Source organism: Actinomadura sp. NPDC000929 (assembly GCF_040492065.1).
In the GTDB taxonomy this organism is placed as follows: Bacteria; Actinomycetota; Actinomycetes; order Streptosporangiales; family Streptosporangiaceae; genus Spirillospora; species Spirillospora verrucosospora.
Genome location: NZ_JBEUPA010000037.1, coordinates 17,648 through 41,026, shown reverse-complemented (window position 1 = coordinate 41,026; position 23,379 = coordinate 17,648). Strand labels below are relative to the sequence as shown.

20 protein-coding genes are annotated in these 23,379 nt (G+C 72.3%); 12 read left to right on the top strand and 8 right to left on the bottom strand.

The window, feature by feature from the left end; all coding sequences use genetic code 11:
* Positions 1-120 precede the first annotated feature (120 nt).
* Positions 121-906: a CAP domain-containing protein gene (locus tag ABWI04_RS16240; protein ID WP_345176430.1), complete on the bottom strand. Its 786-nt coding sequence runs from the start codon at positions 904-906 to the stop codon at positions 121-123.
* Positions 907-1,773: 867 nt separating this feature from the next.
* Here ABWI04_RS16240 and rplM point away from each other — a divergent pair.
* The 3 genes from rplM (at position 1,774) to glmM (ending at position 4,322) form a co-directional block, all read left to right on the top strand.
* Entirely contained in the window at positions 1,774-2,226 is a 453-nt protein-coding gene (gene rplM, locus ABWI04_RS16235; protein ID WP_345176432.1) for a 50S ribosomal protein L13, read from the top strand.
* Positions 2,227-2,327: 101 nt separating this feature from the next.
* Positions 2,328-2,837 carry a 30S ribosomal protein S9 gene (gene rpsI, locus ABWI04_RS16230; protein ID WP_345176434.1) on the top strand — a complete coding sequence of 170 codons (510 nt, stop codon included), beginning with the start codon at positions 2,328-2,330 and terminating at the stop codon, positions 2,835-2,837.
* A gap of 141 nt (positions 2,838-2,978) precedes the next feature.
* The gene (glmM, locus tag ABWI04_RS16225; protein WP_345176435.1) at positions 2,979-4,322 is read left to right on the top strand and encodes a phosphoglucosamine mutase; all 1,344 of its coding nucleotides are present in this window, start codon (positions 2,979-2,981) and stop codon (positions 4,320-4,322) included.
* Positions 4,323-4,360: 38 nt separating this feature from the next.
* On the opposite strand, the gene ABWI04_RS16220 is transcribed toward glmM, so the two are convergent.
* Complete coding sequence (locus ABWI04_RS16220) at positions 4,361-4,684, bottom strand: hypothetical protein (RefSeq protein ID WP_345176437.1); 324 nt, start codon at positions 4,682-4,684, stop codon at positions 4,361-4,363.
* Between the two features lie 162 nt (positions 4,685-4,846).
* Positions 4,847-5,539: an HNH endonuclease family protein gene (locus ABWI04_RS16215; RefSeq protein WP_353832918.1), complete on the bottom strand. Its 693-nt coding sequence runs from the start codon at positions 5,537-5,539 to the stop codon at positions 4,847-4,849.
* A gap of 136 nt (positions 5,540-5,675) precedes the next feature.
* Between ABWI04_RS16215 and ABWI04_RS16210 the strand changes: the two genes are divergently transcribed.
* The 5 genes from ABWI04_RS16210 to ABWI04_RS16190 all read left to right on the top strand — a co-directional run bounded on the left by ABWI04_RS16210 (position 5,676) and on the right by ABWI04_RS16190 (position 10,301).
* Positions 5,676-6,632, top strand: coding sequence for a DUF389 domain-containing protein (locus ABWI04_RS16210; protein WP_353832917.1), 957 nt, complete (start codon positions 5,676-5,678; stop codon positions 6,630-6,632).
* An 86-nt stretch (positions 6,633-6,718) separates the two neighbouring features.
* Positions 6,719-7,693 (top strand): ABC transporter ATP-binding protein, encoded by a 975-nt coding sequence (locus ABWI04_RS16205; RefSeq protein ID WP_353832916.1) that lies wholly within the window; start codon positions 6,719-6,721, stop codon positions 7,691-7,693.
* On the top strand, positions 7,690-8,568 hold the full coding sequence (locus ABWI04_RS16200) for an ABC transporter permease (RefSeq protein ID WP_353832915.1): 879 nt from the start codon (positions 7,690-7,692) through the stop codon (positions 8,566-8,568). The genes ABWI04_RS16205 and ABWI04_RS16200 overlap by 4 nt, the downstream gene beginning before the upstream one ends.
* Before the next feature lie 108 nt (positions 8,569-8,676).
* Positions 8,677-9,588 carry an ABC transporter ATP-binding protein gene (locus ABWI04_RS16195; protein ID WP_353832914.1) on the top strand — a complete coding sequence of 304 codons (912 nt, stop codon included), beginning with the start codon at positions 8,677-8,679 and terminating at the stop codon, positions 9,586-9,588.
* The gene (locus tag ABWI04_RS16190; RefSeq protein ID WP_353832913.1) at positions 9,585-10,301 is read left to right on the top strand and encodes an ABC transporter permease; all 717 of its coding nucleotides are present in this window, start codon (positions 9,585-9,587) and stop codon (positions 10,299-10,301) included. The genes ABWI04_RS16195 and ABWI04_RS16190 overlap by 4 nt, the downstream gene beginning before the upstream one ends.
* Before the next feature lie 10 nt (positions 10,302-10,311).
* Here the strand turns inward: ABWI04_RS16190 and ABWI04_RS16185 are convergent, their stop codons facing one another.
* From ABWI04_RS16185 to ABWI04_RS16170, 4 genes are all read right to left on the bottom strand, one after another.
* Positions 10,312-10,938, bottom strand: coding sequence for a response regulator (locus ABWI04_RS16185; protein ID WP_345176454.1), 627 nt, complete (start codon positions 10,936-10,938; stop codon positions 10,312-10,314).
* 1 nt (position 10,939) lies between these two features.
* On the bottom strand, positions 10,940-12,109 hold the full coding sequence (locus ABWI04_RS16180) for a sensor histidine kinase (RefSeq protein ID WP_353832912.1): 1,170 nt from the start codon (positions 12,107-12,109) through the stop codon (positions 10,940-10,942).
* A 5-nt stretch (positions 12,110-12,114) separates the two neighbouring features.
* A complete protein-coding gene (locus tag ABWI04_RS16175; RefSeq protein ID WP_353832911.1) occupies positions 12,115-14,283 on the bottom strand; it encodes an MMPL family transporter in 2,169 nt (722 codons plus the stop codon).
* A 97-nt stretch (positions 14,284-14,380) separates the two neighbouring features.
* A complete protein-coding gene (locus tag ABWI04_RS16170; protein WP_353832910.1) occupies positions 14,381-16,597 on the bottom strand; it encodes a DUF4132 domain-containing protein in 2,217 nt (738 codons plus the stop codon).
* Between the two features lie 159 nt (positions 16,598-16,756).
* Here ABWI04_RS16170 and ABWI04_RS16165 point away from each other — a divergent pair, with 159 nt between their 5' ends.
* Positions 16,757-18,127 (top strand): alkaline phosphatase PhoX, encoded by a 1,371-nt coding sequence (locus ABWI04_RS16165; protein ID WP_353832909.1) that lies wholly within the window; start codon positions 16,757-16,759, stop codon positions 18,125-18,127.
* A gap of 176 nt (positions 18,128-18,303) precedes the next feature.
* Here ABWI04_RS16165 and coaA read toward each other — a convergent pair whose 3' ends face one another.
* On the bottom strand, positions 18,304-19,245 hold the full coding sequence (coaA, locus tag ABWI04_RS16160; protein ID WP_345176465.1) for a type I pantothenate kinase: 942 nt from the start codon (positions 19,243-19,245) through the stop codon (positions 18,304-18,306).
* A gap of 122 nt (positions 19,246-19,367) precedes the next feature.
* On the opposite strand from coaA, the gene glmS reads away from it, so the two are divergent.
* The 3 genes from glmS (at position 19,368) to ABWI04_RS16145 (ending at position 23,228) form a co-directional block, all read left to right on the top strand.
* Entirely contained in the window at positions 19,368-21,212 is a 1,845-nt protein-coding gene (gene glmS, locus ABWI04_RS16155) for a glutamine--fructose-6-phosphate transaminase (isomerizing) (RefSeq protein WP_345176466.1), read from the top strand.
* Between the two features lie 97 nt (positions 21,213-21,309).
* Positions 21,310-22,251 (top strand): ABC transporter ATP-binding protein, encoded by a 942-nt coding sequence (locus ABWI04_RS16150; RefSeq protein WP_345176469.1) that lies wholly within the window; start codon positions 21,310-21,312, stop codon positions 22,249-22,251.
* A 5-nt stretch (positions 22,252-22,256) separates the two neighbouring features.
* Complete coding sequence (locus ABWI04_RS16145) at positions 22,257-23,228, top strand: ABC transporter permease (RefSeq protein ID WP_345176472.1); 972 nt, start codon at positions 22,257-22,259, stop codon at positions 23,226-23,228.
* Positions 23,229-23,379 lie beyond the last annotated feature (151 nt).

Sequence of the window (23,379 nt, the reverse complement as noted above, 5' to 3'; positions counted from 1 at the left end):
GGGTTGGACCTTACCGTTCCTCGTTCAGGGCTCTGGACCTTCGCGACACCCACCATGACATGGGGGCGAACCGGACGCCGGTGATTTGCCGAAGGTCGCGTCCCCGCCGGGCGGGGGCGGTCACTTCCAGCCGAAGTCCTGCGTCCACAGCCGCCCGCCGGACCCCGAGGCCATCCCGACGCCGATGGCGCGCAGCCCGCAGTTCAGGATGTTGGCCCGGTGGCCGGGGCTGTCCATCCAGCCCTTCACGACGGCCGACGCGGTCGGGTAGCCCTTGGCGATGTTCTCCGCCCCGGGGCTGCTGTATCCGGCGTCCTCCATCCGCTTCCACGGGCTGTCGCCGTTGCGGGACGTGTGGTCGAAGTAGTCGTTGGCCGCCATGTCCGCCGAGTGCTTGCGGGCCGCGGTGACGAGCCGCGCGTCGGTGCGCAGCGCGGGGCAGCCGTGCTTGGCGCGTTCGGCGTTGGTGAGGGACACCACGCTCGCCTCGGGGCCGGACGAGCCGCCGGAGCCGGAGCCGCCGGTACCGCCTCCCGGAGTCCTGCTCGCGCCCGGCGCCGACGGAGCGTCCGACCCGGGGGACTTCTTGGACTTCGAGGGCTTGGCGGACGCGCTCTTCGGCGGGTGGATCACCTTCAGCGGCGGCGTCTGCTCCTCGGCGGTCGGCGCGGGCGAGGCGCCGGTCCGGCCGCCGCCCGTCCCCGTCCCGGAGCCGGAACCCGTCCCGGTTCCAGAGCCCTTGCCGGTCGCGGCGAGCGGGTCGCTCTGCGGACCGGCCGGGACCTCCACGGTCGGGCTGTGCCGCGATCCGGAGGCGGACGTCCGCTCCGACCGGAACTGGGGCAGGACGAGCCGGTCGATCACGACGCCGGTGCCGATGGCGAGGGCGGACGCGGTGGCGGCCACGACGATCCCCTTCGCGCCCTTCTTCTTGGGGCGCTTCCCGCGCGGCGGGCGGCCGTTCCAGAACGCGTCGCCGTCGCTAGGCGACCGGTCGGCGGGCGGGGGCTCCCGGCGGGCGCGTCGCGGGCCGCTCGCGACGAGTTCGTCGCGGTAGGGAGGGACACCGGGCCGCGGGGGAACGTCGCGCGGCGCGGAGGCGTCGCGCCCGGAGGGGCCGGGGCGCCCGGCGTGGCCGGGCCGGCGACCTCCGGCGGGATCGGCTGGTCTGCGGGGAGTGGTCAGCGGGGGCTCCCGGGTGCGGGCCGGCGTGAGCCGGCGTGGACCGGTCGCCCGGCACCCTATCCCGATATGGACCCTCCGTTACTGATATCTCCTAATAAAGCACATGTTGCTACATAGAGTTATGCTCGGATTGCTGCCCGACGTCCGGACGTTGCTGCGCGCCCCGAGATCTGCTTCTTCGGCAACCCGCAAGAGAGGCGCATCCCTCACTTGACGAGTGCGGCGGGTTCCGGAGCCGCTCAGTGCTTGCCTGGGCGTATTACCCCGGTTCAGGGGGGCTGGTGGCTTCGCGCCGTGCGCTGCCCCTGACAAGCGGTTTGCATCAGTCACTTGCGGACGAGTATCCTGCGTGTTTGTTGTGCGTGTTGACGCCTGCCTACGGCGGGTGAGAAGCGACGCGACGACCTGTCGGTGTGTCCCCATCATGTGCCCCCGTGGCCGCGTGCGGGCCCCGGCATCCCGGAGCGCCGGGTCGGATGATCCTCTGATCGGCGCGAGCAGGATTCCGCTGCCAGGAGGCACCCGTCCGCGAGGACGGGTGGAGGATCGAAACCGCTGAGAGTCGACGAGAAACGAAGGCTTACGACCGTGCGCACGTACACCCCTAAGCCCGCTGACGTCCAGCGTCAGTGGTACGTCATCGACGCGACCGATGTCGTGCTGGGCCGTCTCGCCAGTCAGGTCGCACAGCTGCTCCGGGGTAAGCACAAGCCGATCTACGCCCCGCACCTCGACACCGGTGACTTCGTCGTCATCGTGAACGCCGACAAGGTGGCGCTGTCGGGCAACAAGCTGGAGCAGAAGCGCGCCTACCGGCACTCCGGCTACCCGGGCGGTCTGCGCTCGGTGAGCTACGGCGACCTGCTGGCCAAGCACCCCGAGCGGGCCGTCGAGAAGGCGATCAAGGGCATGCTGCCCAAGAACTCCCTCGGCCGGAAGATGTTCGGCAAGGTGAAGGTCTACGCCGGGCCGGACCACCCGCACCAGGCGCAGAAGCCGGTCCCGTTCGAGATCACCCAGGTCAGCCAGATCAAGAAGTGACGCCCGCGCACGAGCCGATCGTGCGCGACCCGGAAGCAGAGGCCGCCGGGGCACCCGCCTGACGGGCCAGCCGCCCTGGCTAGAACACCCCAAGGAGAACCGTGGACGACACCACCGGCGCCGAGCAGGCCGCCGAGATCGACTCGTACGAGGAAGCGCCCTCCGAGTACAGCACCGAGACCCCCGAGGCCGCCGGCGAGAGCTACCTCGGCCAGCCGGTCGCCACCGGCCCCGCGGCCGGCACCGGCCGCCGCAAGCAGGCCATCGCGCGGGTCCGCATCGTCCCCGGCAGCGGCCAGTGGAAGATCAACGGCCGCACCCTGGACCAGTACTTCCCGAACAAGGTGCACCAGCAGATCGTGAACGAGCCGTTCGTGCTGCTGGGCCTGGAGGGCCAGTTCGACGTGCTCGCGCGCGTGAACGGCGGCGGCACCACCGGCCAGGCCGGCGCGCTGCGCCTCGGCATCTCCCGCGCGCTGCAGTTCGCGAACATCGAGCACCGCCCGGCGCTGAAGAAGGCCGGCTTCCTCACCCGCGACGCGCGGGTGCCCGAGCGCAAGAAGGCCGGACTCAAGAAGGCCCGCAAGGCTCCGCAGTACAGCAAGCGTTGATCGACGGCACGAGCCGTCGCACCCCGTGGCTTCTCCGCAGCCGGCCGTACGGCCGGCGCACCCGGGTGCGGCGGCTCGTCCGCTTTTCCGGGTGTCCTCTCCCTGTTTTCCGGAACCTTCTCTCTGATCGGGAGTTGAACTGTGGCTCGTCTGTTCGGGACCGACGGCGTGCGCGGACTCGCCAACCGAGACCTGACCGCCCCGCTCGCCATGGACCTGTCCGTCGCGGCGGCGCGGGTGCTGGGGGAGCAGGGCGCGTTCAAGGGGCACCGCCCGGTCGCGGTGGTCGGCCGCGACCCCCGCGCCTCGGGCGAGTTCCTGGAGGCCGCCGTCGTGGCGGGCCTCGCGAGCGCCGGGGTGGACGTGCTGCGCCTCGGCGTCCTGCCGACGCCCGCGGTGGCGCACCTGACCCACGCCCTGGACGCCGACCTCGGCGTGATGCTGTCGGCCTCGCACAACCCGGCCCCCGACAACGGGATCAAGTTCTTCGACCGCAGCGGCTACAAGCTCCCCGACGAGCTGGAGGACCGCGTCGAGGCGCGGCTCGGCGAGGCGTGGAAGCCGCCGACCGGAGCGGGCGTCGGCCGCGTCCGGGAGGCGCACGGCGCGGTCGAGCAGTACGTCGCGCACCTGCTGACCACGGTCCCGGTGTCGCTGGACGGCCTGCGCGTCGTGATCGACTGCGCCAACGGCGCGTCCAGCGACGTCGCCCCGGAGGCGCTGCGCCGCGCGGGGGCCGAGGTCATCACGATCGGCACGGCCCCCGACGGGCTGAACATCAACTCCGGCTGCGGCTCCACGCACCTGGAGGCGCTGCAGCGCGCCGTCCGCGAGCACGGCGCGGACGCCGGCATCGCCAACGACGGCGACGCCGACCGGTGCCTGGCGGTGACCGCGGGCGGCGAGGTCGTCGACGGCGACCAGATCATGGCGATCCTGGCCCTGGACCTGCGGGAGGCCGGAGCCCTCGCCGCCGACACGGTGGTCGCGACCGTGATGTCGAACCTCGGCTTCAAGCTGGCCATGCGCGAGGCGGGCATCACCGTCGTGGAGACGGCGGTCGGCGACCGGTACGTCCTGGAGGCGATGAAGGAGGGCGGCTTCGGCTTCGGCGGCGAGCAGTCCGGCCACGTCATCATGCTGGACCACGCGACGACCGGGGACGGCGTCCTCACCGGCCTGCACCTGCTCGCCGCGATGGTGCGCCGCGGTCGCCCGCTCGACGAGCTGGCCAAGGTGATGACGCGGCTGCCGCAGGTCCTCATCAACGTCAAGGACGTCGACAAGGACCGTGCCAAGACCTCTCCCGAGCTGGCCGTCGCCGTCTCCGCCGCCGAGGCCGACCTCGGCGACACCGGCCGCGTCCTGATCCGCCCGAGCGGCACCGAGCCGATGGTGCGCGTGATGGTGGAGGCGGCCTCCGAGACGCAGGCCCAGTCGGTGGCCGAGCACCTCGCCGGCGTGGTCCGCGCGACCCTCGGCTAGCCGGACGCGCACGGCCGGACGGGCACGGGCCCGCCCGGCTAACGCTCGTCGATCTCCAGCCGGCCGACCTTCAGGTGCCTGATCTCGACGGTCCCGGCCTGGAGGTGGTCGACGACCGCCCGCTTCACGACGAGCCTGCCGATCGCGACCGCGCCGACCGCGACGGCGCCGAGGGCCATGGCCCCGAGCGCCAGGGAGCCGAGCCCGTTCCCGGCCCGCAGCGTGAGGCCGGTCGCGGACGCGCCGGTCACCTCCGCACCGGTCGCCCGCGCCCCCACGCCCCGCTCCGTCCGCACCCGCGGCCGCTCCTGCCCGGCGCTCTCCACGTCCTTCTCGGCGTCCTCGCCGCGCGCTTCGCTCATGGCACGAGCCTACGGCCCACCGGCAGCACCGCCGTCCGACGGCACTACCGGCCCAGGGCACCGCCGGTCAGTGCCACCGCCCTTCGGCGGCACCGCCGTCCGATGGCACTGCCGGTCAACGGCAGCGCCGGTCGGTGGTGTGGCCCGTCGGTGGTGCGGCGGTCAGCAGCGGGCGAGGAAGTCCTGGAGCGCGTCGTGGTCGGAGCGCGTCACCGGCAGGGAGTACTTCTTCGCGACCGCGACGTACTTGATCGCGTAGACGCACTGGAACCCCTTCTGGGGCTTCCACTCGCCGGGGCCGGAGTCGCTCTTGTCCCGGTTGGGCACGCCCCAGACGGCGAGCAGGTTGTCGTGGTCGTTGGCGAACTGCTCGCGCCTGTCCTCGCTCCAGCGGGACGCGCCCATCCGCCAGGCGAGGGCGAGCGGGTAGACGTGGTCGATCTGGACCTCGGCGGCGTCCTTCTTCTCGAAGGCGATCTGCTTGCCGCTGTAGGGGTCGTCCAGCTTCCCGGCGAGCACGATGCAGCGGCCCTTCTTCTCGACCTTCGTCAGGTCGCGGGCGAGGACGTCGTTGCGCTGGTCGCAGCCGTTGTGGTCGGTGTCCTTCCAGCGTGTGCCGAACCGGTCGCGCCGGTAGCCGCCGCGATCACCCTCGGACGCGATCCGGAGCCCGGACAGGTTCTTGCGGGCCTTGGCCTCGTCGCCGGAGGCGGGCTTGGTCGAGCCGGACGAGGGCGATCCCGACTCCGAGAGGCCCACATCGCCCTCGCAGCCCGCCGTCGCCAGCGGGACGGCGAGCGCGAGGCCCGCCGCGGCCGTCCGCGCGGCCTTCAACAGCACCGGCGCCTGTTTCATGACTTCACCGTCCTGGGGGGAGTTTCTGGGCGTTTTTGCCAACTTGAAGGCAAATAATCGATCAAACATTCTGGCCTGGGCTTCCTCCGGCCGGGCTCGTGACCCACCACCGCGACGCTTACGGCACGATTGGCCCGTGTTGCATCTGAGAGCGATCGTTCCGGCCGACCGCACGGAAGCGGTCTGCAAGGAGCTGGCGGGCTGCGCCGGCGCCACCAACGTCGTCGTGATCGAGGGCGCCGCCCGGGCCCCGCGCGGCGACCTCGTCACCGCCGACATCGCCCGCGAGTCGGCCAACGAGGTGCTGGACGCGCTGCGCGCCCTCGACGTCGACCGGGACGGGTCGATCGCCCTCGACAAGGTCGACCTGACGCTGTCGGACCGCGCCGAGGTGGCCAAGGACCTGGCTCCGGGGCACGGCGACGACGCCGTCGTCTGGGAGGAGCTGGACCGGCAGGTCAGCGAGGGAACCGCGCTGACCTGGTCGTTCGTGGCGTTCCTCGTGCTCGCCACGCAGCTCGCCGCGATCGCGGCGCTGATCGACTCGCCGGTGCTGGTGGTCGGCGCCATGGTCCTCGGACCGGAGTTCGCGGCCATCGCGGCGATCTGCTACGGGCTCGTCCGGCTCCAGCCCGGACGCATCGTGCACGCGATCCGGGCGCTGGTCATCGGCTTCGCCGTGGCGATCGCCGTCACCTACGTGTGCGCGCTGGTCGCCCGGTGGACCGGGGTGATCGAGCTGGACCGCCTGCCGGACGAACGCCCGCTCACCGCGTTCATCTACAGCCCGGACCGCTGGTCGTTCATCGTCGCGCTGCTCGCCGGCGCCGCGGGCGTGCTGTCGCTCACCGCGGGCAAGTCGTCGGCGCTGGTCGGGGTCTTCATCTCGGTCACCACCGTGCCGGCGGCGGGCAACCTCGCGGTCGCGATGGCGCTCAAGCACGGCAGCGAGATCAACGGGTCGCTGCTCCAGCTGGGCGTGAACGTCGCCGGAATGATCATCGCGGGGACGCTGACCCTGCTCCTGCAGCGGGCCGTGTGGGCCGTCGTGCTGCGGCACCGCGGCCGAAGGAACGCGATGAGGGGGACTTAGGTCGCCTCCGGCATCGGACCAAAGGCTGCCCCTGATCGCCCTTGAGGGTGACGTGCCATGCGGGGCCAGCCGCTAGGTTCGACGGTATGCCCATCATCGCCACCCAGGGCCTGACGATGAGGTTCCCCCGGGTGACCGCCTTGGACGACCTCTCCGTGGCCGTCGAGCCCGGAGTCGTCGGCCTGGTCGGCGCCAACGGCGCCGGCAAGTCGACGCTCATCAAGATCCTCCTCGGGCTGCTGCCGCCCACCTCCGGGACCGCGACCGTGCTCGGCCTCGACATCGCGCGCGAGGGCCTGCGGATCCGGGAGAGCGTCGGGTTCATGCCCGAATACGACTGCCTGCCGCCGGACGTGTCCGCGACCGAGTTCGTCGTGCACATGGCCCGGATGTGCGGGCTGCCGCCGACCGCGGCCCGCGAGCGCGCCGCCGACACGCTGCGGCACGTCGGCCTGTACGAGGAGCGCTACCGTCCCATCGGCGGCTACTCGACGGGGATGCGCCAGCGGGTGAAACTCGCGCAGGCCCTCGTCCACGACCCGAAGCTCGTCTTCCTGGACGAGCCCACCAACGGCCTCGACCCGGCCGGACGCGACGAGATGCTCGACCTGATCCGCCGGATCGGCACCGAGTTCGGGATCAGCGTCCTGGTCACCTCGCACCTGCTGGGCGAGCTGGAGCGGGTCTGCGAGCACGTCGTCATCGTCGACGGCGGGAAGCTGCTGCGCTCCCAGGCCGTCGAGGCGTACACGGCCGAGAGCGGCGTGCTCACCGTCGAGGTGGACGAGGGGCGCGACACGCTCGGGCAGCACCTCTACGACCAGGGCGTGGCCGTCCGTCCGGAGGGCCGGTTCCTCGTCGTGGACATCGCCGGCGAGCAGACCTACGACCTGGTCCGCGACGGCGTCGCCGAGCTCGGGCTCCGGCTGATCCGGATGGAGCAACGCCGCCACCACATCGAAGAGGTCTTCCAGACGCCGCCCGCCCCGCAGGCCCCGGCCGCGGGGGTCGAGCCCGGCGGCGCGCAGCCCGGAGACGTGCAGCAGGGAGCGCCGCGATGAGCACCAGCACGATCCACGACATCGGCTACCGGCACTACCAGGGGCGCCGCAACGGCCGCGCGTACGTGCTGCGGTCGCTGTACGTGCACAACCTGCGCGCCGCCTACGGCCTCGGCCGTCCCGCGCGGGCGAAGGTGATGCCGTTCCTGCTGGGGGCGATCATGCTGCTGCCGGCCGCCGGGTCGGTCGCGGCGTTCGCGTTCACCAAGCAGGAGGACGCGCTGTTCCGCTACTCCTCCTACGCCAACATCATGCAGGTCATCGTGGCGATCTTCCTGGCCACGCAGGCGCCGGTGCTGGCCTCGCGGGAGGTGCGCTTCCACGTCATCCCGCTGTACTTCTCGCGCCCCGTCGGCCATCTCGACTTCGTGCTGGCGAAGGCCGCCGCGATGGCGACCGCGCTGTTCGCGCTGATGGCGGTGCCGGTCACCGTCCTGTACGTGGGCGGCCTGATCTCCAAGATGCCGGACTCCGGCGAGCAGCTGCTGAAGTACCTCGGCGCGCTCGTCGGCTGCGTGCTGTTCGCGCTCGTCCTGGCCGCCATCGGGATGGTGGTCGCGGCGTTCACCCCGCGGCGCGGTTTCGGGGTCGCGGCGGTCATCGCCGTCTACATGATCAGCGCGGCGTTCGTCGGGGCCGTCCAGGGAATCGCCGAGGCGCAGACGAACTTCACGCTCCAGGGCTGGGCGGGGCTGTTCACGCCGTTCAACCTGGTCGACATCGTCCAGGTGCGGCTGCTGGGCGCCCAGTCGTCGTCCGCCGGGGTCCCGTCCGGAGTCGCCGGCGGGGTGGTCGCCCTCGCGGTGTGCGTCCTGATCGTCGTCGGCTCGATCGCGGTGCTCTACCGCAGGTTCCGGAAGGCGGGCCTCTCTTGATGAGCGAAGCGAACCGGGGGGTGTGGGGGGTCGCCCCCCCACGGGGAGTACGGATGAGCGAAGCGAACCGGGGGGTGTGGGGGGTCGCCCCCCCACATGGAGGAAGACATGAGTGAGCTCATTCTGGAGAACGTGTCCCGGTGGTACGGGAACGTCGTCGCCGTCAACGGCGTGACGATGAAGGTCGGGCCGGGCGTCACGGGGCTCCTCGGGCCGAACGGGGCGGGCAAGTCGACGCTCATCCACATGATGGGCGGGTTCCTCGCGCCGTCGTCCGGCTCCGTCACGCTGGACGGGAAGCCGATCTGGCGCAACCCGGGCATCTACCGCAGCCTCGGGCTCGTGCCCGAGCGGGAGTCCGCCTACGACTTCCTCACCGGCGAGCAGTTCATCCTCGCGATGGCCAAGCTGCACAAGCTGCCCGAGCCGCGCGCGGCCGCCCGCCGTGCCATCGGCCTGGTGGAGATGGACTACGCGGCCGGGCGCCCCATCGGCAACTACTCCAAGGGCATGAAGCAGCGCATCAAGATGGCGTCGGCGCTGGTGCACGACCCGCCCGTGCTGCTGCTGGACGAGCCGTTCAACGGCATGGACCCGCGGCAGCGGCTCCAGCTGATGGACCTCATCCAGCGGATGGCCGCCGAGGGCCGCACGATCCTGTTCTCCTCGCACATCCTGGAGGAGGTGGAGCGGCTCGCCAGCCACATCGAGGTGATCGTGGCGGGGCGGCACGCGGCGTCCGGCGACTTCCGCAAGATCCGGCGGCTGATGACCGACCGGCCGCACATCTTCCTGGTCCGCTCGTCCGACGACCGGCGGCTCGCCGCCGCCGTCATCGCCGACGGGTCGGCCCGCAGCGTCCAGCTCACCGACAAGGGCCTGCAGGTCGAGGCGGTCGACTTCCAGCGCTTCACCTGGTTGCTGCCGCAGGTCTCCCGGGACGCCGGCGTGCGCCTGTGGGAGGTCTCCCCGGCCGACGAGTCCCTCGAAAGCGTCTTCTCCTACCTGGTGGCCCGATGAATGGCACGATCGCGATGATCACGTTCCGGGCGATGCTCGGACGCAAGCGCGCGCTGCTCCTGCTGGGGCTGCCGCTGCTCCTGCTGGTGCTGGCGGCGGCGCTCAAGGTGACCGGCAACGACGACCTGGACGTCTCGGCGAACATCCTGCAGAAGTTCGGCCTGGCGACGCTGCTGCCGCTGCTCGCGCTGATCGCCGGGACCGGGGTGATCGGCCCGGAGATCGACGACGGCCAGATCATGTACGTGCTGACCAAGCCGGTTCCGCGCGAGGTGATCGTGCTGACGAAGCTTGTCGTGGCGATCGTCCTGGTGACGGCGTTCGCGGCGGTGCCGACGGCGCTGGCGGGGCTGATCCTCACGGGGACGACCGCGCAGCTGACGCCCGCGTTCGCGATCGGCGTGCTGATCGGCGGCGTCGTCTACAGCGCGGTGTTCGTCGCGCTGGCCGTCGCCAGTCGCAACGCCGTCACGATCGGCCTGCTGTACGCGCTGGTGTGGGAGTCGCTGCTCGGCAACTTCGCGCCGGGCGCCAAGTCGGCGTCGATCCAGCAGTGGTGCCTGTCGGTGACGGACGCGCTCACCGACGCGTCGCCGGTGAGGTCGACCGTGGACCTTCCGGTGGCGATCGGGCTGCTGGTCGCGGTCACGCTCGTCGCGGCGTTCCTCGCCACCTTCCGGCTCCGCTCCCTGCCCGTCGCCAGCGCCGACTAGGGGAGCGCGGCTAGCGGGAGAGCAGACCGCGGTCCATGGCGACGACGACGGCGTGCGTGCGGTCGCCGACGTCCAGCTTCGCGAAGACGCGGAGCAGGTGCGTCTTGACGGTCGCCTCCGCGATGACGAGCCGCCGCCCGATCTCGGCGTTGGACAGGCCGTCGGCGACCGCCCGGAGGACCTCGATCTCCCGGGCGGTCAGCGCGGCCGGCTCCGGGCGGCGCATCCGGGCGACGAGCTTCTCGGCCACGCGCGGCGCGAGGACGGTCTCCCCGCGCGCCGCCGCCCGGATGGCGCCGACCAGCTGGTCGCGGGTGGTGTCCTTGAGCAGGTAGCCGATGGCCCCGGCCTCGATCGCGCGCTCGATCTCGGTGTCGGTGTCGTAGGTGGTGAGGACGAGGACGCGGGTGCCGAGCCGGGCGAGTTCGGCGGTGGCCGCGACGCCGTCCAGCACCGGCATCCGCAGGTCGAGCAGCGCGACGTCGGGCCGCAGGCGCTCGGCCAGGTCGATCGCCGCGCGGCCGTCGTCCGCCTCGCCGACGATCTCGATGCCGGGCTCGGCGGCCAGCAGTGCGACGACGCCCGCGCGCATGACCGTGTGGTCGTCCACCACGATGATCCTGAGTTTCGCGGTCATCTCACGCCCTCGCGGGGATCATGGCGAGGATCCGGGTGCCCTCGCCGGGGGAGCTGGTCACGGTGAGCTCGCCGCCGAGTTCGGCGAGGCGGCGGCGCATGCCGTCGAGGCCGAAGCCGCGCGACCCGGCCACCGCGAACCCGCGCCCGTCGTCGGTGATCTCCAGCTCGACGCCGTGCGGGTGCCGTTCGAGCACGACGCCGACCGTGGACGCGGCGGCGTGCTTGCGGACGTTGGCGAGCGACTCCTGCGTGCAGCGCAGCAGCGCGATCCGGGTCGTCTGGTCGCACTCGACGTCGGGCAGCTCGGCGTGGACGGTGAGCCCGGTGTCCTCGGCGAACCGGTCGAGGGTGCGGCGCAGGGTCCGGGCGACCGAGGCGGGGGCGACGCTGTCCTGCGACGCCGCCCCGACGAGGACGCGCGCCTCGGCGAGGTTCTCCCGCGCCGTCTGCTCGATCGAGACGAGCTGGCGGCCGCTGCGGTCCGGGTCGGAGCGCAGGCCGTCGCGAGCCGCCTCCGCCAGGACGACGATGGACGCGAACCCCTGCGCGAGCGTGTCGTGGATCTCGCGGGCGATGCGTTCGCGCTCGTCGGCGGCGCCCTGCCGGCGCTGCGCCTCGGCGAGCCGCCGCTCGGCCTCGGCCAGGTCGGCTTCGAGGAGCCGGGCGCGCTCGTCGTGCTGCCCGACCACCCGCTGCATCCACAGCCCGAACAGGACGCCCGCCGCGTATCCGATGAGCGCGGCGATCGAGTTGCCGGTGAGCGGCTCCCCGTCCGGGGCGTTGTGGAGGGCGTCTCCGGCGACCGCGGCCGCGGCGGCGGCGCCGCTGAGCAGCACCGCGCGCCGCGGGGTCCCCGCGAGGATCCAGAAGTGCGGGAGGGACGTGATGAGCAGGGACGCGGCGCCGCCCATCAGGTAGGAGACGGCGCCGATCCCCCCGATCAGCGCGGCCAGGAAGGTGTTCCGGCGGACCGCCGGGTTCCCGGGGAACGTCTCGGTGATCGGGTAGCAGAGCCCCAGCGCGGTCAGCAGCGCCAGCGTGGCGGCTCTGGTGTCGTCCGGCTGGTCGGCCACCGCGAGGGCGGGCGGGACCAGTCCGAACATGATCCAGGCGGCGGCGTACCACCTGCGGAGCGCCCGCACCTGGGGACGTTCACCGGGCTGCACCATGCCGGTCAGCCTATGTTCTGCGGCAGGGGCGCGCTCGCGCCGTCCGCCGTCCGGGCGGCGCCGGGACGATGCCGCCGGCCGGGCCACCAGCACCGGTCGCCGAGCAGCAGCATCAGGGCGGGCAGGACCGTGATCCGGATGACGGCCGCGTCCAGGAGCACCGCCACGGCCAGCGCGAAGCCCATCTGCTTCAGCTCCATGATGTGGACGGTGGCGAAGCCGGCGAACACCGTGACCATGACGAACGCGGCGCTGGTCACCACGCTCGCCGAGCCGCCGACCCCGTCCAGCACCGCCTGCCGGGTCGGGACGCCGCGCAGCGCCGCCTCCCGGATCCGGCTGATCACGAACACCTGGTAGTCCATCGACAGCCCGAACAGGATCACCAGCAGGAAGAGCGGGACGCGGGAGCCGACCGAGCCGGTGGAGGTGAAGCCGAGCAGCCCCTCGGCCCACGTCCCCTGGAAGACGAGGGTGAGCAGGCCGAGCGAGGCACCGGCCGACAGCAGGTTCAGCAGCACCCCGATCAGCCCGAGGACCACCGAGCGGAACGCCCACACGGTCATCGCGAACGTCACCAGCAGCAGCGCCCCGATGACGAACGGAAGCCTGCTCTCCTGGTGCTCGGGGTAGTCGGCGTAGCGGGCCACGTCTCCGGTCACGGCGGTCTCGACGCCGAGCTTCCCGACGGTCTCCGGGACGTACTCGCCGCGGACCCGCTCCAGGGAACGCCGCGCGGCGTCGGTGCTCACGTGGTGCGGCACCGCGAGTTCGAGCAGGCTGATCCGACCGTCCGGGGAGGTGCGCAGCTCGGACGTCCCGGCGAGCAGGGGGTCGCCCTCGGCCCGTTCCGCCAGGGCGCGCAGGGACGCGGTCACCTCGTCCGCGCGTCGGGCGTCGGCCTTGACGACGATCTGGTGCATGGCCTTGAGCTCCGGGAACGCCGCGTTCAGCCGGTCGTAGGTCCGCATCGCCGGGATCTCGCGCGGGTGGCTGTCGCGGCCCATGTCGGTGAGGTCGATGCTCAGCAGCGGCGCGGTCAGCGCGAGCATCGCGGTCACCGCCACGGCCAGCGTCGCGGCCGGGTGCCTTCCGGTGGGACGCAGCATCGCCCGGGTGATCCGGCCGCCGCCCGTCCGCGGCGGCTTCGGCGTCCGGCCGCGCCGGACGGCCCGCCGCTCCGCCCATCCGCCGAGCTTGGCGAGCACCGCCGGCAGGACGGTCAGGGAGCTGACCACGGCGATCAGCGTGACGACGATCGCCGCGGTCGCGATCGAGGAGAAGATCACGTCGTCGGCCAGGTAGAGGGTCGCGCTGGACGCGGCGACCGCCAGCCCGGACACCACCACCGAGCGGCCCGACGTCGCCGCGGCGGTCTCCACGGCGGCCCGCGCGTCCAGCCGGCCGCCCGAGCGGGCCCGCTCCTCCCGCTCCCGCTTGAGGTAGAAGAGGGTGTAGTCGACGCCGACCGCCATGCCGATCAGCAGGATGACGCTGGCGCCGACCCCGGCGTCCGGGAAGACGTGCGAGGCGAGCATCGACAGGCCGATCGCCGCCGCGATCGAGGTCAGCGCGAGCACCACCGGCACGACCGCCACCGCGAACGAGCCGAACACCAGCAGCAGCGTGAGCAGGGTGATCGGCAACGCGATCATCTCCGTGCGGGCGAGGTCGTCGTCGCGCAGCTCGCCCACGCCCTTGCTGATGGACGGGCCGCCGGTCTCCTCCACCCTCACGTCCGGGTGCGCGGCCCGGACCGCGGCGGTCTGGGCCCGCAGCGGCTCGACGTGCTCCTTGCCCTGGAGTTCGGAGCCCTTCAACGTCACGTCGACGCGGACCGCCGAGCCGTCCTTCGACCTCACGGGCGCGGACACCGACGCGACCTCGGGCAGCCGCCCCATCCGCGCGGCGGCGTCCCGCGCCGCCGCGTCGGCGGCCGCGCCCCCGCCGGTGACCAGCACGTGCTCGACGGGCCGCTGCTGGAGCCCGCCCTCGGCGGCGATCGTCTCTCCCCGGCCGGCCTCGCCGATCCGGAAGTCCTCGGTCGTGGCCGCGTGCCCGCCGGCCGCGACGCCGACGCCGAGGCACAGAACCACGAACAGCAGCCAGGCCGCCATGCCGCGCCAGGGGTGCCCGGCGCTCCACCGGGCCATGCGTACGAGTAGATCCGTCATACCGGAAATGCTGGCCGCGGCGCCCCGGCGCGCATGAGCCTCGACCGGTGGAACCTTCCGTCCACCGATCGGTGGACGGAAGGCGCCGGTCCGCGGGTCAGGCGGTGAGGCGGGTCAGCTCGGCGAGCATCTCGGACGCGGTGACCGGGTCGAGCGCGCCGAACGGATGCGCCTTCCCGGAGTAGCGGCCGGTCATCAGCATGACGCGCTCGATCCTCTGCTCCGCGAACTCCTCCGGGCTCAGGACGCGGATGCCGGGCTCGAACGCGACCATCACGTGCCGCTCGTCCGGGGTGATCAGGTTGACCTGGCGGCGGAACCCGCCGGTCTCCTTGTCGCCCAGCTCCCAGCCGCGGGACGTCATGCCCATGAACTTGCCGAAATGGGCGGTGATCCCCTCGAAGCGGGCCAGCCGGGCGGCGTCGCGCTCGCCGTCCTCCAGCTCGTAGACGGGACGTCCGAGCTGCGGGAACGGCTGGAGGATCTCGTAGTCCCCGAAGACCGACGCCCAGGCCGCCACGGTGTCCGCCCCGAGAAGGACCGGGTGCGGGAGCGTCACGCGGGCGTCCTGCGGGAGGACGAACTCGTCGTCGTGGACGTCGGCGAGCGTGCCGTCCTCGGCGACCCGGAACGCGGCCCCGCCCGCCGACCACACCAGGCGGCGCGCGATGTGGCGCATCAGCGGGTGCCCCGCGAAGACCGAGCGGAACTCCTCGGGCGTCCAGGAGCGCCCGGCGACCATCGCCTTCTCCAGCCGCTTGATCTGGTCGGCGGCGACCGCCCGTGCCTCCTTCTTCAGGTCGGCGAACCGCTGGTAGGCGAGCGGCGCGAGCTTCTCGTCGTCCCTGACGCCCGGCTTCGGCAGCGTCTTGCGGGGCTTGCCGTCCTCGTCGGCCACGAAGGGCTTGAGCTGCTCGTCGAAGCCGACGACGAAGCGGCGCGTGCCGTAGTCGAGCGTCATCGAGCCATCGGCGTCCAGGCCGAGGTCGGGGACGAGCAGGTCCGCCAGCTGCTCGGAGGTCAGCCCCCGCTCCCGGGCGGCGGCGTTCAGCCGGCCCTGCGCGCGGGGCCGCAGGTGCTTGGCGTCGGCGCCCCGCCGGACGATGCGGTCCAGATGGCGCAGCTTGTCGTCGGCGGGCATGTCGATCGCCATGAGGACGTCGAGCGCCGTCCACCCCTTGAACGTCCAGGTGTAGTAGTTGTCCCAGCGCACCATCCGGTCGGTCAGCCGGGCGGCCGCGGCGGCGTCGCCGAAGCGCCGCAGGGCGTACTGCACGCCCTGCGACGCCCACAGCCCGCTGCCCCGGTCGTGGACGCTGAGGGCCAGCGCGAACTCGGCCAGGGACTCCGGGTCGCACAGCTCGACGACCTGCTCGCACCCCGGGTACGGGTCCTCCTGCGTGGAGATCAGCAGCATCGTCACGAAGTGCCGGGCGGCCTCCACCGGCAGCGCCCGGTCGCGGCCGCGCAGCAGGAGCCGCGGCAGCTTGCGAACCGTCTCCTCGTCCCATTCCGGGAGATCGTCGGGATACTGGTCCAGCGGGTCGGTGCGCAGCGCCTCGATCGCCGCGACCACCTCTTCGCCGTACCCCCGCGCCGCGTCCACGAGGCAGCCGCTGCCGTGCTCGCGGGCGATCAGCGTGAGGCCCTGCTCGGCCTTCGTGCGCTTGGGGCCGGGCTTGCGCAGCGCCTCGGGGATCACGAACGGGGCCGCCCCGGCGCCGTGCCAGGTGAACCAGAGCCGCGCGGCCTCGTCGACCCGGCCGAGCGCGCCGATCATGATCTGCGCGGTGGCGTCGTCCAGGAACGGGACGAGCGCCGCCGCGCAGGAGATGTGACACTTCGCCGCGTGGAGCAGCAGCCGGTGGGCGGCGAGGCCGCGACGCGCGGTGAAGTGCTTCACCGGGACCACGTCTACGTAGCTGTTCCAGTCGTCGTAGTAGCGCTCGTCGGCGAGAAGCTCTTCGGCGAGGTCGTCAGGACCCTGCATCACCAGCCAGTAGTAGCCGCGGCGCCGGTCTCCGCCCCGCGGGGACTCCAGCATCTCGCCACTGCGGAACCGCTCGGCCAGCGCCTTCCAGTCGGGCTCCTCGGGGAAGGGCTCGTACGCCTTCGGGAACATGTGCGGGGTCTTCGCCCACTCGTCCCGCAACCCGGGCGGCCAGGACTCCACGGTGGGCGTCTTGGGCCGCTTCAACCCCTTCAGAACGACCGGTTCGGCACTCGCGGGGCGGCGACGCTTCCATGGCGGTTCGACGAGCAGGCGGGGCAGCGCGCTTTCGGGGGCGTCCTCGACGCCGGGAATGTCGGTCATCGCTCCAGTTTCACGGCAGGCACGGACAGTATCGATCGTCAGACGCACGCCCGCGACGCCCGGTTCGGCCGGGTCCCGGGCCGGGTCGGTTCACAATCGATGTGACGCGTGTTACAACGGGCGAGGGGATCTTGTAACGATCCATCAGGGAGTGTGCTCATGACAGTTTCGCGCCGCCAGCTCCTCGCAAGGACGGGTGCGGTGGGGGCGGGGATCGCCTTCACCGGAGCCGTGGAGCAGCTGTTCGCCGGAAGCGCGTCCGCCGCCCCGACCGGCGGCCACGACGGGTACGGGCCCCTCGTGCCCGACCCGAAGGGGCTGCTGGACCTGCCGCGCGGCTTCCGCTACACCGTCCTGTCCCGCGAGGGCGAGCCGCTGCGCTCGGGGGAGGGCCCGGTGCCGAGCCACTGCGACGGGATGGCGGCCTTCCCCGGCCGCCGGGGCCGCACGTGGCTCGTCCGCAACCACGAGAACCGGCCGACCGCCGAGCACCGGGTGCCGGCGGTCGAGGGCGTCACCTACGACCCGGGCGGCCTCGGCGGCTGCACCGCGCTGGAGGTCGACGCCGCCGGGCGCGTGCACACCGAGCGCGTCGCCATCGCCGGGACGGCCGTCAACTGCGCGGGCGGTCCCACCCCGTGGCACACGTGGCTGACCTGCGAGGAGACCGAGGACAAGGCCGGCACCGGGAACTACACCAAGGACCACGGGTTCATCTTCGAGGTCGACCCGTACGACCAGGGCCGCACCGACCCCGAGCCGCTGACCGCGATGGGGCGGTTCCAGCACGAGGCGATCGCCGTCGACCCGCGCGACGGGACCGTCTACGAGACCGAGGACGCCTTCGACAAGCCGTTCGGGCTGTTCTACCGGTTCCACCCGAAGCGGCCGCGCGGCGGCTTCGGCAGCCTGCGGGCCGGCGGACGGCTGGAGGCGCTGTGCGTTCCGGGCGTCCCGGACCTGTCGGTCGTGCAGGAGCCCGGCACCGTGTTCGACCACGTCGAGTGGAAGAAGGTGCCCGACCCGCTCGCGGCGCAGACGCCGATCCGGTTCCAGGACTTCGGGTCCGGCGGCATCACCCACGCCCAGAAGCTGGAGGGCTGCTACTGGGGCGGCGACCGCGTCTACTTCGTGTCGAGCTTCGCGAAGAAGAAGGACGGCTCCCAGGCCGACCACTTCGGGCAGGTGTGGTCCTACGAGCCGCGCCACCGCCGGCTCACCCTCGTCATCGTGTTCGGCCCGGACACCGACGTCGAGAAGCCCGGAGAGTCGCCCGACAACATCTGCCTGGCGCCGCAGGGCGGCCTGATGGTGTGCGAGGACGGCAACGGCGCCCAGCATGTCTTCGGCGTCTCCCGTCGCCGCACGGTCTACCCGATGGCCCGCAACAGCCAGAACATCGGCACGGAGACCGAGCCGGAGTGGGGCGAGTTCGCCGGAGTCACGTTCTCCCCCGACGAGCGCACGATGTACGTGAACGTCTACACCCCAGGCACCACGTTCGCCATAACAGGCCCCTGGACCCGCTGACCTCAGCCACCACCGCCACCACGCAACAACCCGAAGGGCCGCGATCGCGTCCGAAGGCAGATTCGAGCGAAGCGAGAATCTGATCGCGCAGCGAGCCGCAAGGCGAGCCGGAGCGATGCCAGCGATCGCAGATTTCTCGACGATGGAGGGCCGCCAGGCCCGAAGGAGGAGAGAAATCAGATCCGACGGAGTCGGATCCGTTGAACACTATGCTGTTTGTCCTTGTGGAGGACGAGGGTGGCGCGGGCGCGGGTCGGGAGGATGTTGGAGACGAGGTTGATCTCGTTGACGTCGCGCCAGACGCGTTGGGCGAACGCGGCGGTCTCGTCCTCGTCCAGGTCGCGGGCGTACTTGTGGAAGTAGGAGCGCGGGTCGGTGAAGGCGGTGCGGCGCAGCGCGAAGAGCCGGTCGATGTACCACTGCCGGATGTCCTCGACCCGCGCATCCACATAGATGGAGAAGTCGAAGAAGTCGGATACGCCCAGGGTGCCGGGCGGGGGCGCCTGCAGCACGTTGAGGCCCTCGACGATCAGGATGTCGGGGCGCCGGACGGTCTGCGTCGCGCCCGGGACGATGTCGTACTCCAGGTGCGAGTACACCGGGATCGACGCCTCCGCCGCGCCCGACTTGATCGCCGACACGAAGCGGACGAGGGCGCGGCGGTCGTAGGACTCGGGGAACCCCTTGCGGTCCATGATCCCGCGCTCGGCCAGAACGGCGTTCGGGTACAGGAAGCTGTCGGTTGTGACCAGCTCCACGCTCGGGTGCTCCGGCCAGCGCGCGAGGAGCGTGCGCAGCAGCCGGGACGTGGTGGACTTGCCGACCGCGACGCTGCCCGCCACGCCGAGGATGAACGGGGTGGGCCGCACCTCGCCGCCGAGGAAGCCGCTGACGGTGTCGCGCAGCCGCCCGTCCGACAGGAAGAACAGGTTGAGCAGCCGGGACAGCGGCAGGTAGACCTCCTCGACCTCGGTGATGTCGATCGGGTCGCGCAGGCCGCGCAGGGCGTCCAGCTCACCGGGCGTGAGCGGGAGCGGGGTGTTCTCGCGCAGGCCGCGCCAGGCCTCACGGGAGAGTTCCACGTAGGGGCTCGGCACGCTGTCCCATCCGCTCGTCATGGCTGAACAGTAACCGGGCTGCGTTCCGGTCACCGGGTTTCCACCGGTCGTCCACGCTAGCGTCATGCCAGGGCGGCCCTCGCAGGTAGGTCCGGTGCGCCGTACCGAATAGAGTTGCCGCCATGTGCGGAATCGTGGGTTACGTGGGCGGCCGGTCCGCCCTCGACGTGGTCGTCGACGGGCTGGCGCGGCTGGAGTACCGCGGCTACGACTCGGCCGGAGTGGCCGTGCTGGCCGACGGGAAGCTGGCGACGGCCAAGCGCGCGGGCAAGCTGGTGAACCTGCGCGGCGCCCTGGAGGAGGAGCCCCCGCCCGCCGGGACGCTCGGCATGGGGCACACCCGGTGGGCGACGCACGGCCCGCCGAACGACCGCAACGCCCACCCGCACGTCGACTGCACCGGCTCCGTCGCGGTGATCCACAACGGCATCATCGAGAACTTCGCGGAGCTGCGGGCGGAGCTGGAGGAGGCCGGGCACGGGCTTGGCTCCGACACCGACACCGAGGCCGTCGCCCACCTGCTGGAGGACGAGCTGAAGGGCGGCGGCGACCTCGCCGACGCCATGCGCCGCGTCTGCGGCCGGCTGGAGGGCGCGTTCACGCTGGTCGCGACGCACACCGGCTCGCCGGGCCTGGTCGTCGGGGCGCGCCGCAACTCCCCGCTCGTCGTCGGCGTCGGGGACGGGGAGAACTTCCTCGCCAGCGACGTGGCCGCGTTCATCGAGCACACCCGGGACGCGATCGAGCTGGGCCAGGACCAGATCGTCGAGCTGCGCGCCGAGGGCGTGAAGGTCACCGACTTCGACGGGCGCCCCGCCGAGGTGAAGGAGTACCACGTCGACTGGGACGTGTCCGCCGCGGAAAAAGGCGGCTACGACTACTTCATGCTCAAGGAGATCGCCGAGCAGCCGCGCGCCGTCGCCGACACCCTGCTCGGCCGGATCGGCGCGGACGGGCGCCTGCACCTGGACGAGATGCGCATCCCGGACCGCGAGCTGCGCGAGGTCGACAAGATCATCATCGTGGCGTGCGGGACGTCCTACCACGCCGGGCTGATCGCCAAGTACGCGATCGAGCACTGGGCGGGGCTGCCCTGCGAGGTCGAGCTGGCCAGCGAGTTCCGCTACCGCGACCCGATCCTGTCCCCGACGACGCTGGTCATCGCGATCTCCCAGTCGGGCGAGACGATGGACGCGCTGATGGCCGTCCGGCACGCCCGCGAGCAGAAGGCCAAGCTGCTCGGCATCTGCAACGTCAACGGCTCCACGCTGCCCCGCGAGTGCGACGGCGTCCTCTACACGCACGCCGGGCCGGAGATCGCGGTCGCGTCCACCAAGGCGTTCCTCACCCAGCTCGTCGCCGTCTACCTCATCGCCCTCTACATCGCGCAGGTGCGCGGCACCAAGTGGGGCGACGAGGTCTTCGCCATGGTCCAGCTCCTCGAACGGATGCCGGAGAAGGTGGAGAAGGTCCTGGAGACCATGGAGCCGGTGCGGGAGCTGGCCCGCTCGCTGGCCGGCGAGCGGTGCGTGCTGTTCCTCGGCCGCCACGTCGGCTTCCCGGTCGCCCTGGAGGGCGCTCTCAAGCTCAAGGAACTGGCGTACATGCACGCCGAGGGCTTCGCCGCCGGGGAGCTGAAGCACGGCCCGATCGCGCTGATCGAGAAGGACCTGCCCGTCGTGGTCGTCGTGCCGCCGCGGGCGCGGGACGTCCTGCACGACAAGATCGTGTCGAACATCCAGGAGATCCGGGCCCGCGGCGCCCGGACGATCGTGATCGCCGAGGAGGGCGACGCGTCGGTCGAGCCGTACGCGGACACCCTGATCAGCGTCCCGGCCGTCCCGACGCTGCTGCAGCCGCTGGTCACGACCGTCCCGCTGCAGGTCTTCGCGTGCGAGCTGGCCACCGCCAAGGGCCACGACGTCGACCAGCCCCGCAACCTCGCCAAGTCCGTCACCGTCGAATAGCGGCCGGTCCGGGCGGACAACCCGAAATCGACTGAACCCTCCGGCGCCGGGCCGCGTCCCATCGGAATCGGGACCGGCCCGGCGGCGGAGGTGACGGGTGGCAGGAGAAGGCGGCCTCGCGATCGAGGCGCGCGGGGTGGTGCGGCGCTTCGGGGCGGTGGAGGCGCTGCGCGGCCTCGACCTCACCGTCCCGTACGGGCAGGTCACGGCGCTCGTCGGGACCAACGGGGCGGGCAAGACGACGCTGCTGCTCATCCTGGCGACCCTGCTCGCGCCCGACGCGGGCACGGTGCGGATCGCGGGCCACGACGCGCTCGCCCATCCCGCGCGGGCCCGCGAAGCGCTCGGCTGGATGCCGGACACGTTCGGCGTGTACGACCAGCTCACGGTGGACGAGTACCTGGGGTTCTTCGCCGACGCCTACGGGCTGTCCAGGCAGGAGCGCCCGCGCCGGATCAGGGCGCTGCTCACCCTCGTCCACTTGGAGGACCGTCTCGGACAGCCCGTCCACGCCCTGTCACGCGGGCAGAAGCAGCGCCTCGGGATGGCGCGGGCCCTCGTGCACCGGCCGCGCGTCCTGCTGCTGGACGAGCCCGCGTCCGGCCTCGACCCGCGGTCCCGCATCGAGCTGCGCGACCTGCTGCGCTCCCTCGCGGCCGAGGGGACCGCGGTGCTCGTGTCGAGCCACATCCTCAGCGAGCTGGAGGAGATCGCCGACAGGGTCGTCCTGGTCGACCACGGGCGGACGGCCGGGGACCACGCGATGGCGGAGATCGCCGGCGCGTCGGCCCGGGTCCGGTGGCGGATCCGCTCGCTCGACCCCGAGCCGCTGGCGGCCGCGCTGGACGGCGAGCCGGAGCTGCCGTGGGCGCGGGCGGCCGACGCGGCGGGAGGCGCCGAGGTCGGTCCGCTGACCGAGGCCGAGGCGGCCGGGCTGCTGGCCAGGCTCGTCGCCGCCGGCGTGCCCGTCAGCGGCCTCGCGCCCGCGGGCAGCGCGCTCGAATCCGCCTATCTCGCGATGACCGAGGACCGGAGGTGAGCGCCGTGACCGCACGCGGAGTCGGCCTGGTGGCGCGGCAGGAGATCAGGACGCGGCTGCGGACCGGACGCTGGAAGACCCTCCTCGCGGTCTGGTTCCTGGTCGTCAACGGGCTCGGGCTGCTGTTCCGGGTGGCGCTGGAGTACGGCGACGCCTCCTCCTACGGCGAGCCCGGCGTCCCCATGTTCGGCGGGGTCCTGCTCGGGGTGCTGGTGCTGACGCTGCTCGTCTCCCCGGCGCTCGGCGGGCAGTCGGTCAACGGGGACCGGGAGCGCGGGACGCTGGCGACGCTGCAGGTCACCCGGCTCACGCCGGGCGAGATCGCGCTCGGCAAGCTCGCCGCCGCCTGGGGGACCGGGCTGGTCGCGCTGCTCCTGACGCTGCCGAGCCTGCTGCTGCCGGTCGCCGAGGGCGCCATCGGCGCGGGCCGGGCCCTCGTCGTCCTGTTCGTGACGGCGCTGATGATCGGCGTGGTGTGCGCGGTCTCGCAGGCTTGGTCGGCGGTGCTGGCCCGCAGCGTCACCTCGATCCTGATGTCGTACCTGACGGTGTTCGGCCTGCTCGTCGGGACGCCGCTGCTGTTCACGCTGGCGGTACCGCTCACGTCCGAGCACGTCGACGGCGCCTACGGCGGGTACGACCGGGACCACACCGAGCGGATCTGGTGGCTACTGGCCCCGAACCCGGTCGTCGCGCTCGCGGACGCGGCGCCGCGCCTGCCCGAGCGCCGGATCATTGTCGGCGACCAGGTGATCACCCGTTCGGCGTCGTCCGACCCGCTCGGACAGATCAGCCGCAGCGTGCGCGGGCTCCGCGAGGCGGACCGCGGCTACGAGCCGCACCGCCGGGACGGGGCCGCGGTGTGGCCGTGGGGGCTGGCCTTCGACCTGGCCCTCGCGGGAGGCGCGGTAATGATCACGGCCTCCCGCCTGCGGACGCCATTGCACCGGGTTCCCCGAGGCGTTCGCGTGGCGTGAACGGGACCCCAATGCGATCACCTTCCGGGAAATGCGATCAGCGGGAGCGGGGGTGCGGCGGAAAAACATGGGGCTTATCATGCGGCGGCGCGTATCCGCTCCCGCTGGACGCAATTCTCTGGCCGGTTGGGAATCTCTCCGGCGATGCAAG

Bases quoted from the DNA above. Each gene is read 5' to 3' on its own strand.
- ABWI04_RS16220 (WP_345176437.1), bottom strand. From the start codon at position 4,684: ATGAGCGAAGCGCGCGGCGAGGACGCCGAGAAGGACGTGGAGAGCGCC.
- ABWI04_RS16215 (WP_353832918.1), bottom strand. From the start codon at position 5,539: ATGAAACAGGCGCCGGTGCTGTTGAAGGCCGCGCGGACGGCCGCGGCG.
- ABWI04_RS16205 (WP_353832916.1), top strand. From the start codon at position 6,719: ATGCCCATCATCGCCACCCAGGGCCTGACGATGAGGTTCCCCCGGGTG.
- ABWI04_RS16200 (WP_353832915.1), top strand. From the start codon at position 7,690: ATGAGCACCAGCACGATCCACGACATCGGCTACCGGCACTACCAGGGG.
- ABWI04_RS16195 (WP_353832914.1), top strand. From the start codon at position 8,677: ATGAGTGAGCTCATTCTGGAGAACGTGTCCCGGTGGTACGGGAACGTC.
- ABWI04_RS16190 (WP_353832913.1), top strand. From the start codon at position 9,585: ATGAATGGCACGATCGCGATGATCACGTTCCGGGCGATGCTCGGACGC.
- ABWI04_RS16185 (WP_345176454.1), bottom strand. From the start codon at position 10,938: ATGACCGCGAAACTCAGGATCATCGTGGTGGACGACCACACGGTCATG.
- ABWI04_RS16180 (WP_353832912.1), bottom strand. From the start codon at position 12,109: ATGGTGCAGCCCGGTGAACGTCCCCAGGTGCGGGCGCTCCGCAGGTGG.
- ABWI04_RS16175 (WP_353832911.1), bottom strand. From the start codon at position 14,283: ATGACGGATCTACTCGTACGCATGGCCCGGTGGAGCGCCGGGCACCCC.
- ABWI04_RS16170 (WP_353832910.1), bottom strand. From the start codon at position 16,597: ATGACCGACATTCCCGGCGTCGAGGACGCCCCCGAAAGCGCGCTGCCC.
- ABWI04_RS16165 (WP_353832909.1), top strand. From the start codon at position 16,757: ATGACAGTTTCGCGCCGCCAGCTCCTCGCAAGGACGGGTGCGGTGGGG.
- coaA (WP_345176465.1), bottom strand. From the start codon at position 19,245: ATGACGAGCGGATGGGACAGCGTGCCGAGCCCCTACGTGGAACTCTCC.
- glmS (WP_345176466.1), top strand. From the start codon at position 19,368: ATGTGCGGAATCGTGGGTTACGTGGGCGGCCGGTCCGCCCTCGACGTG.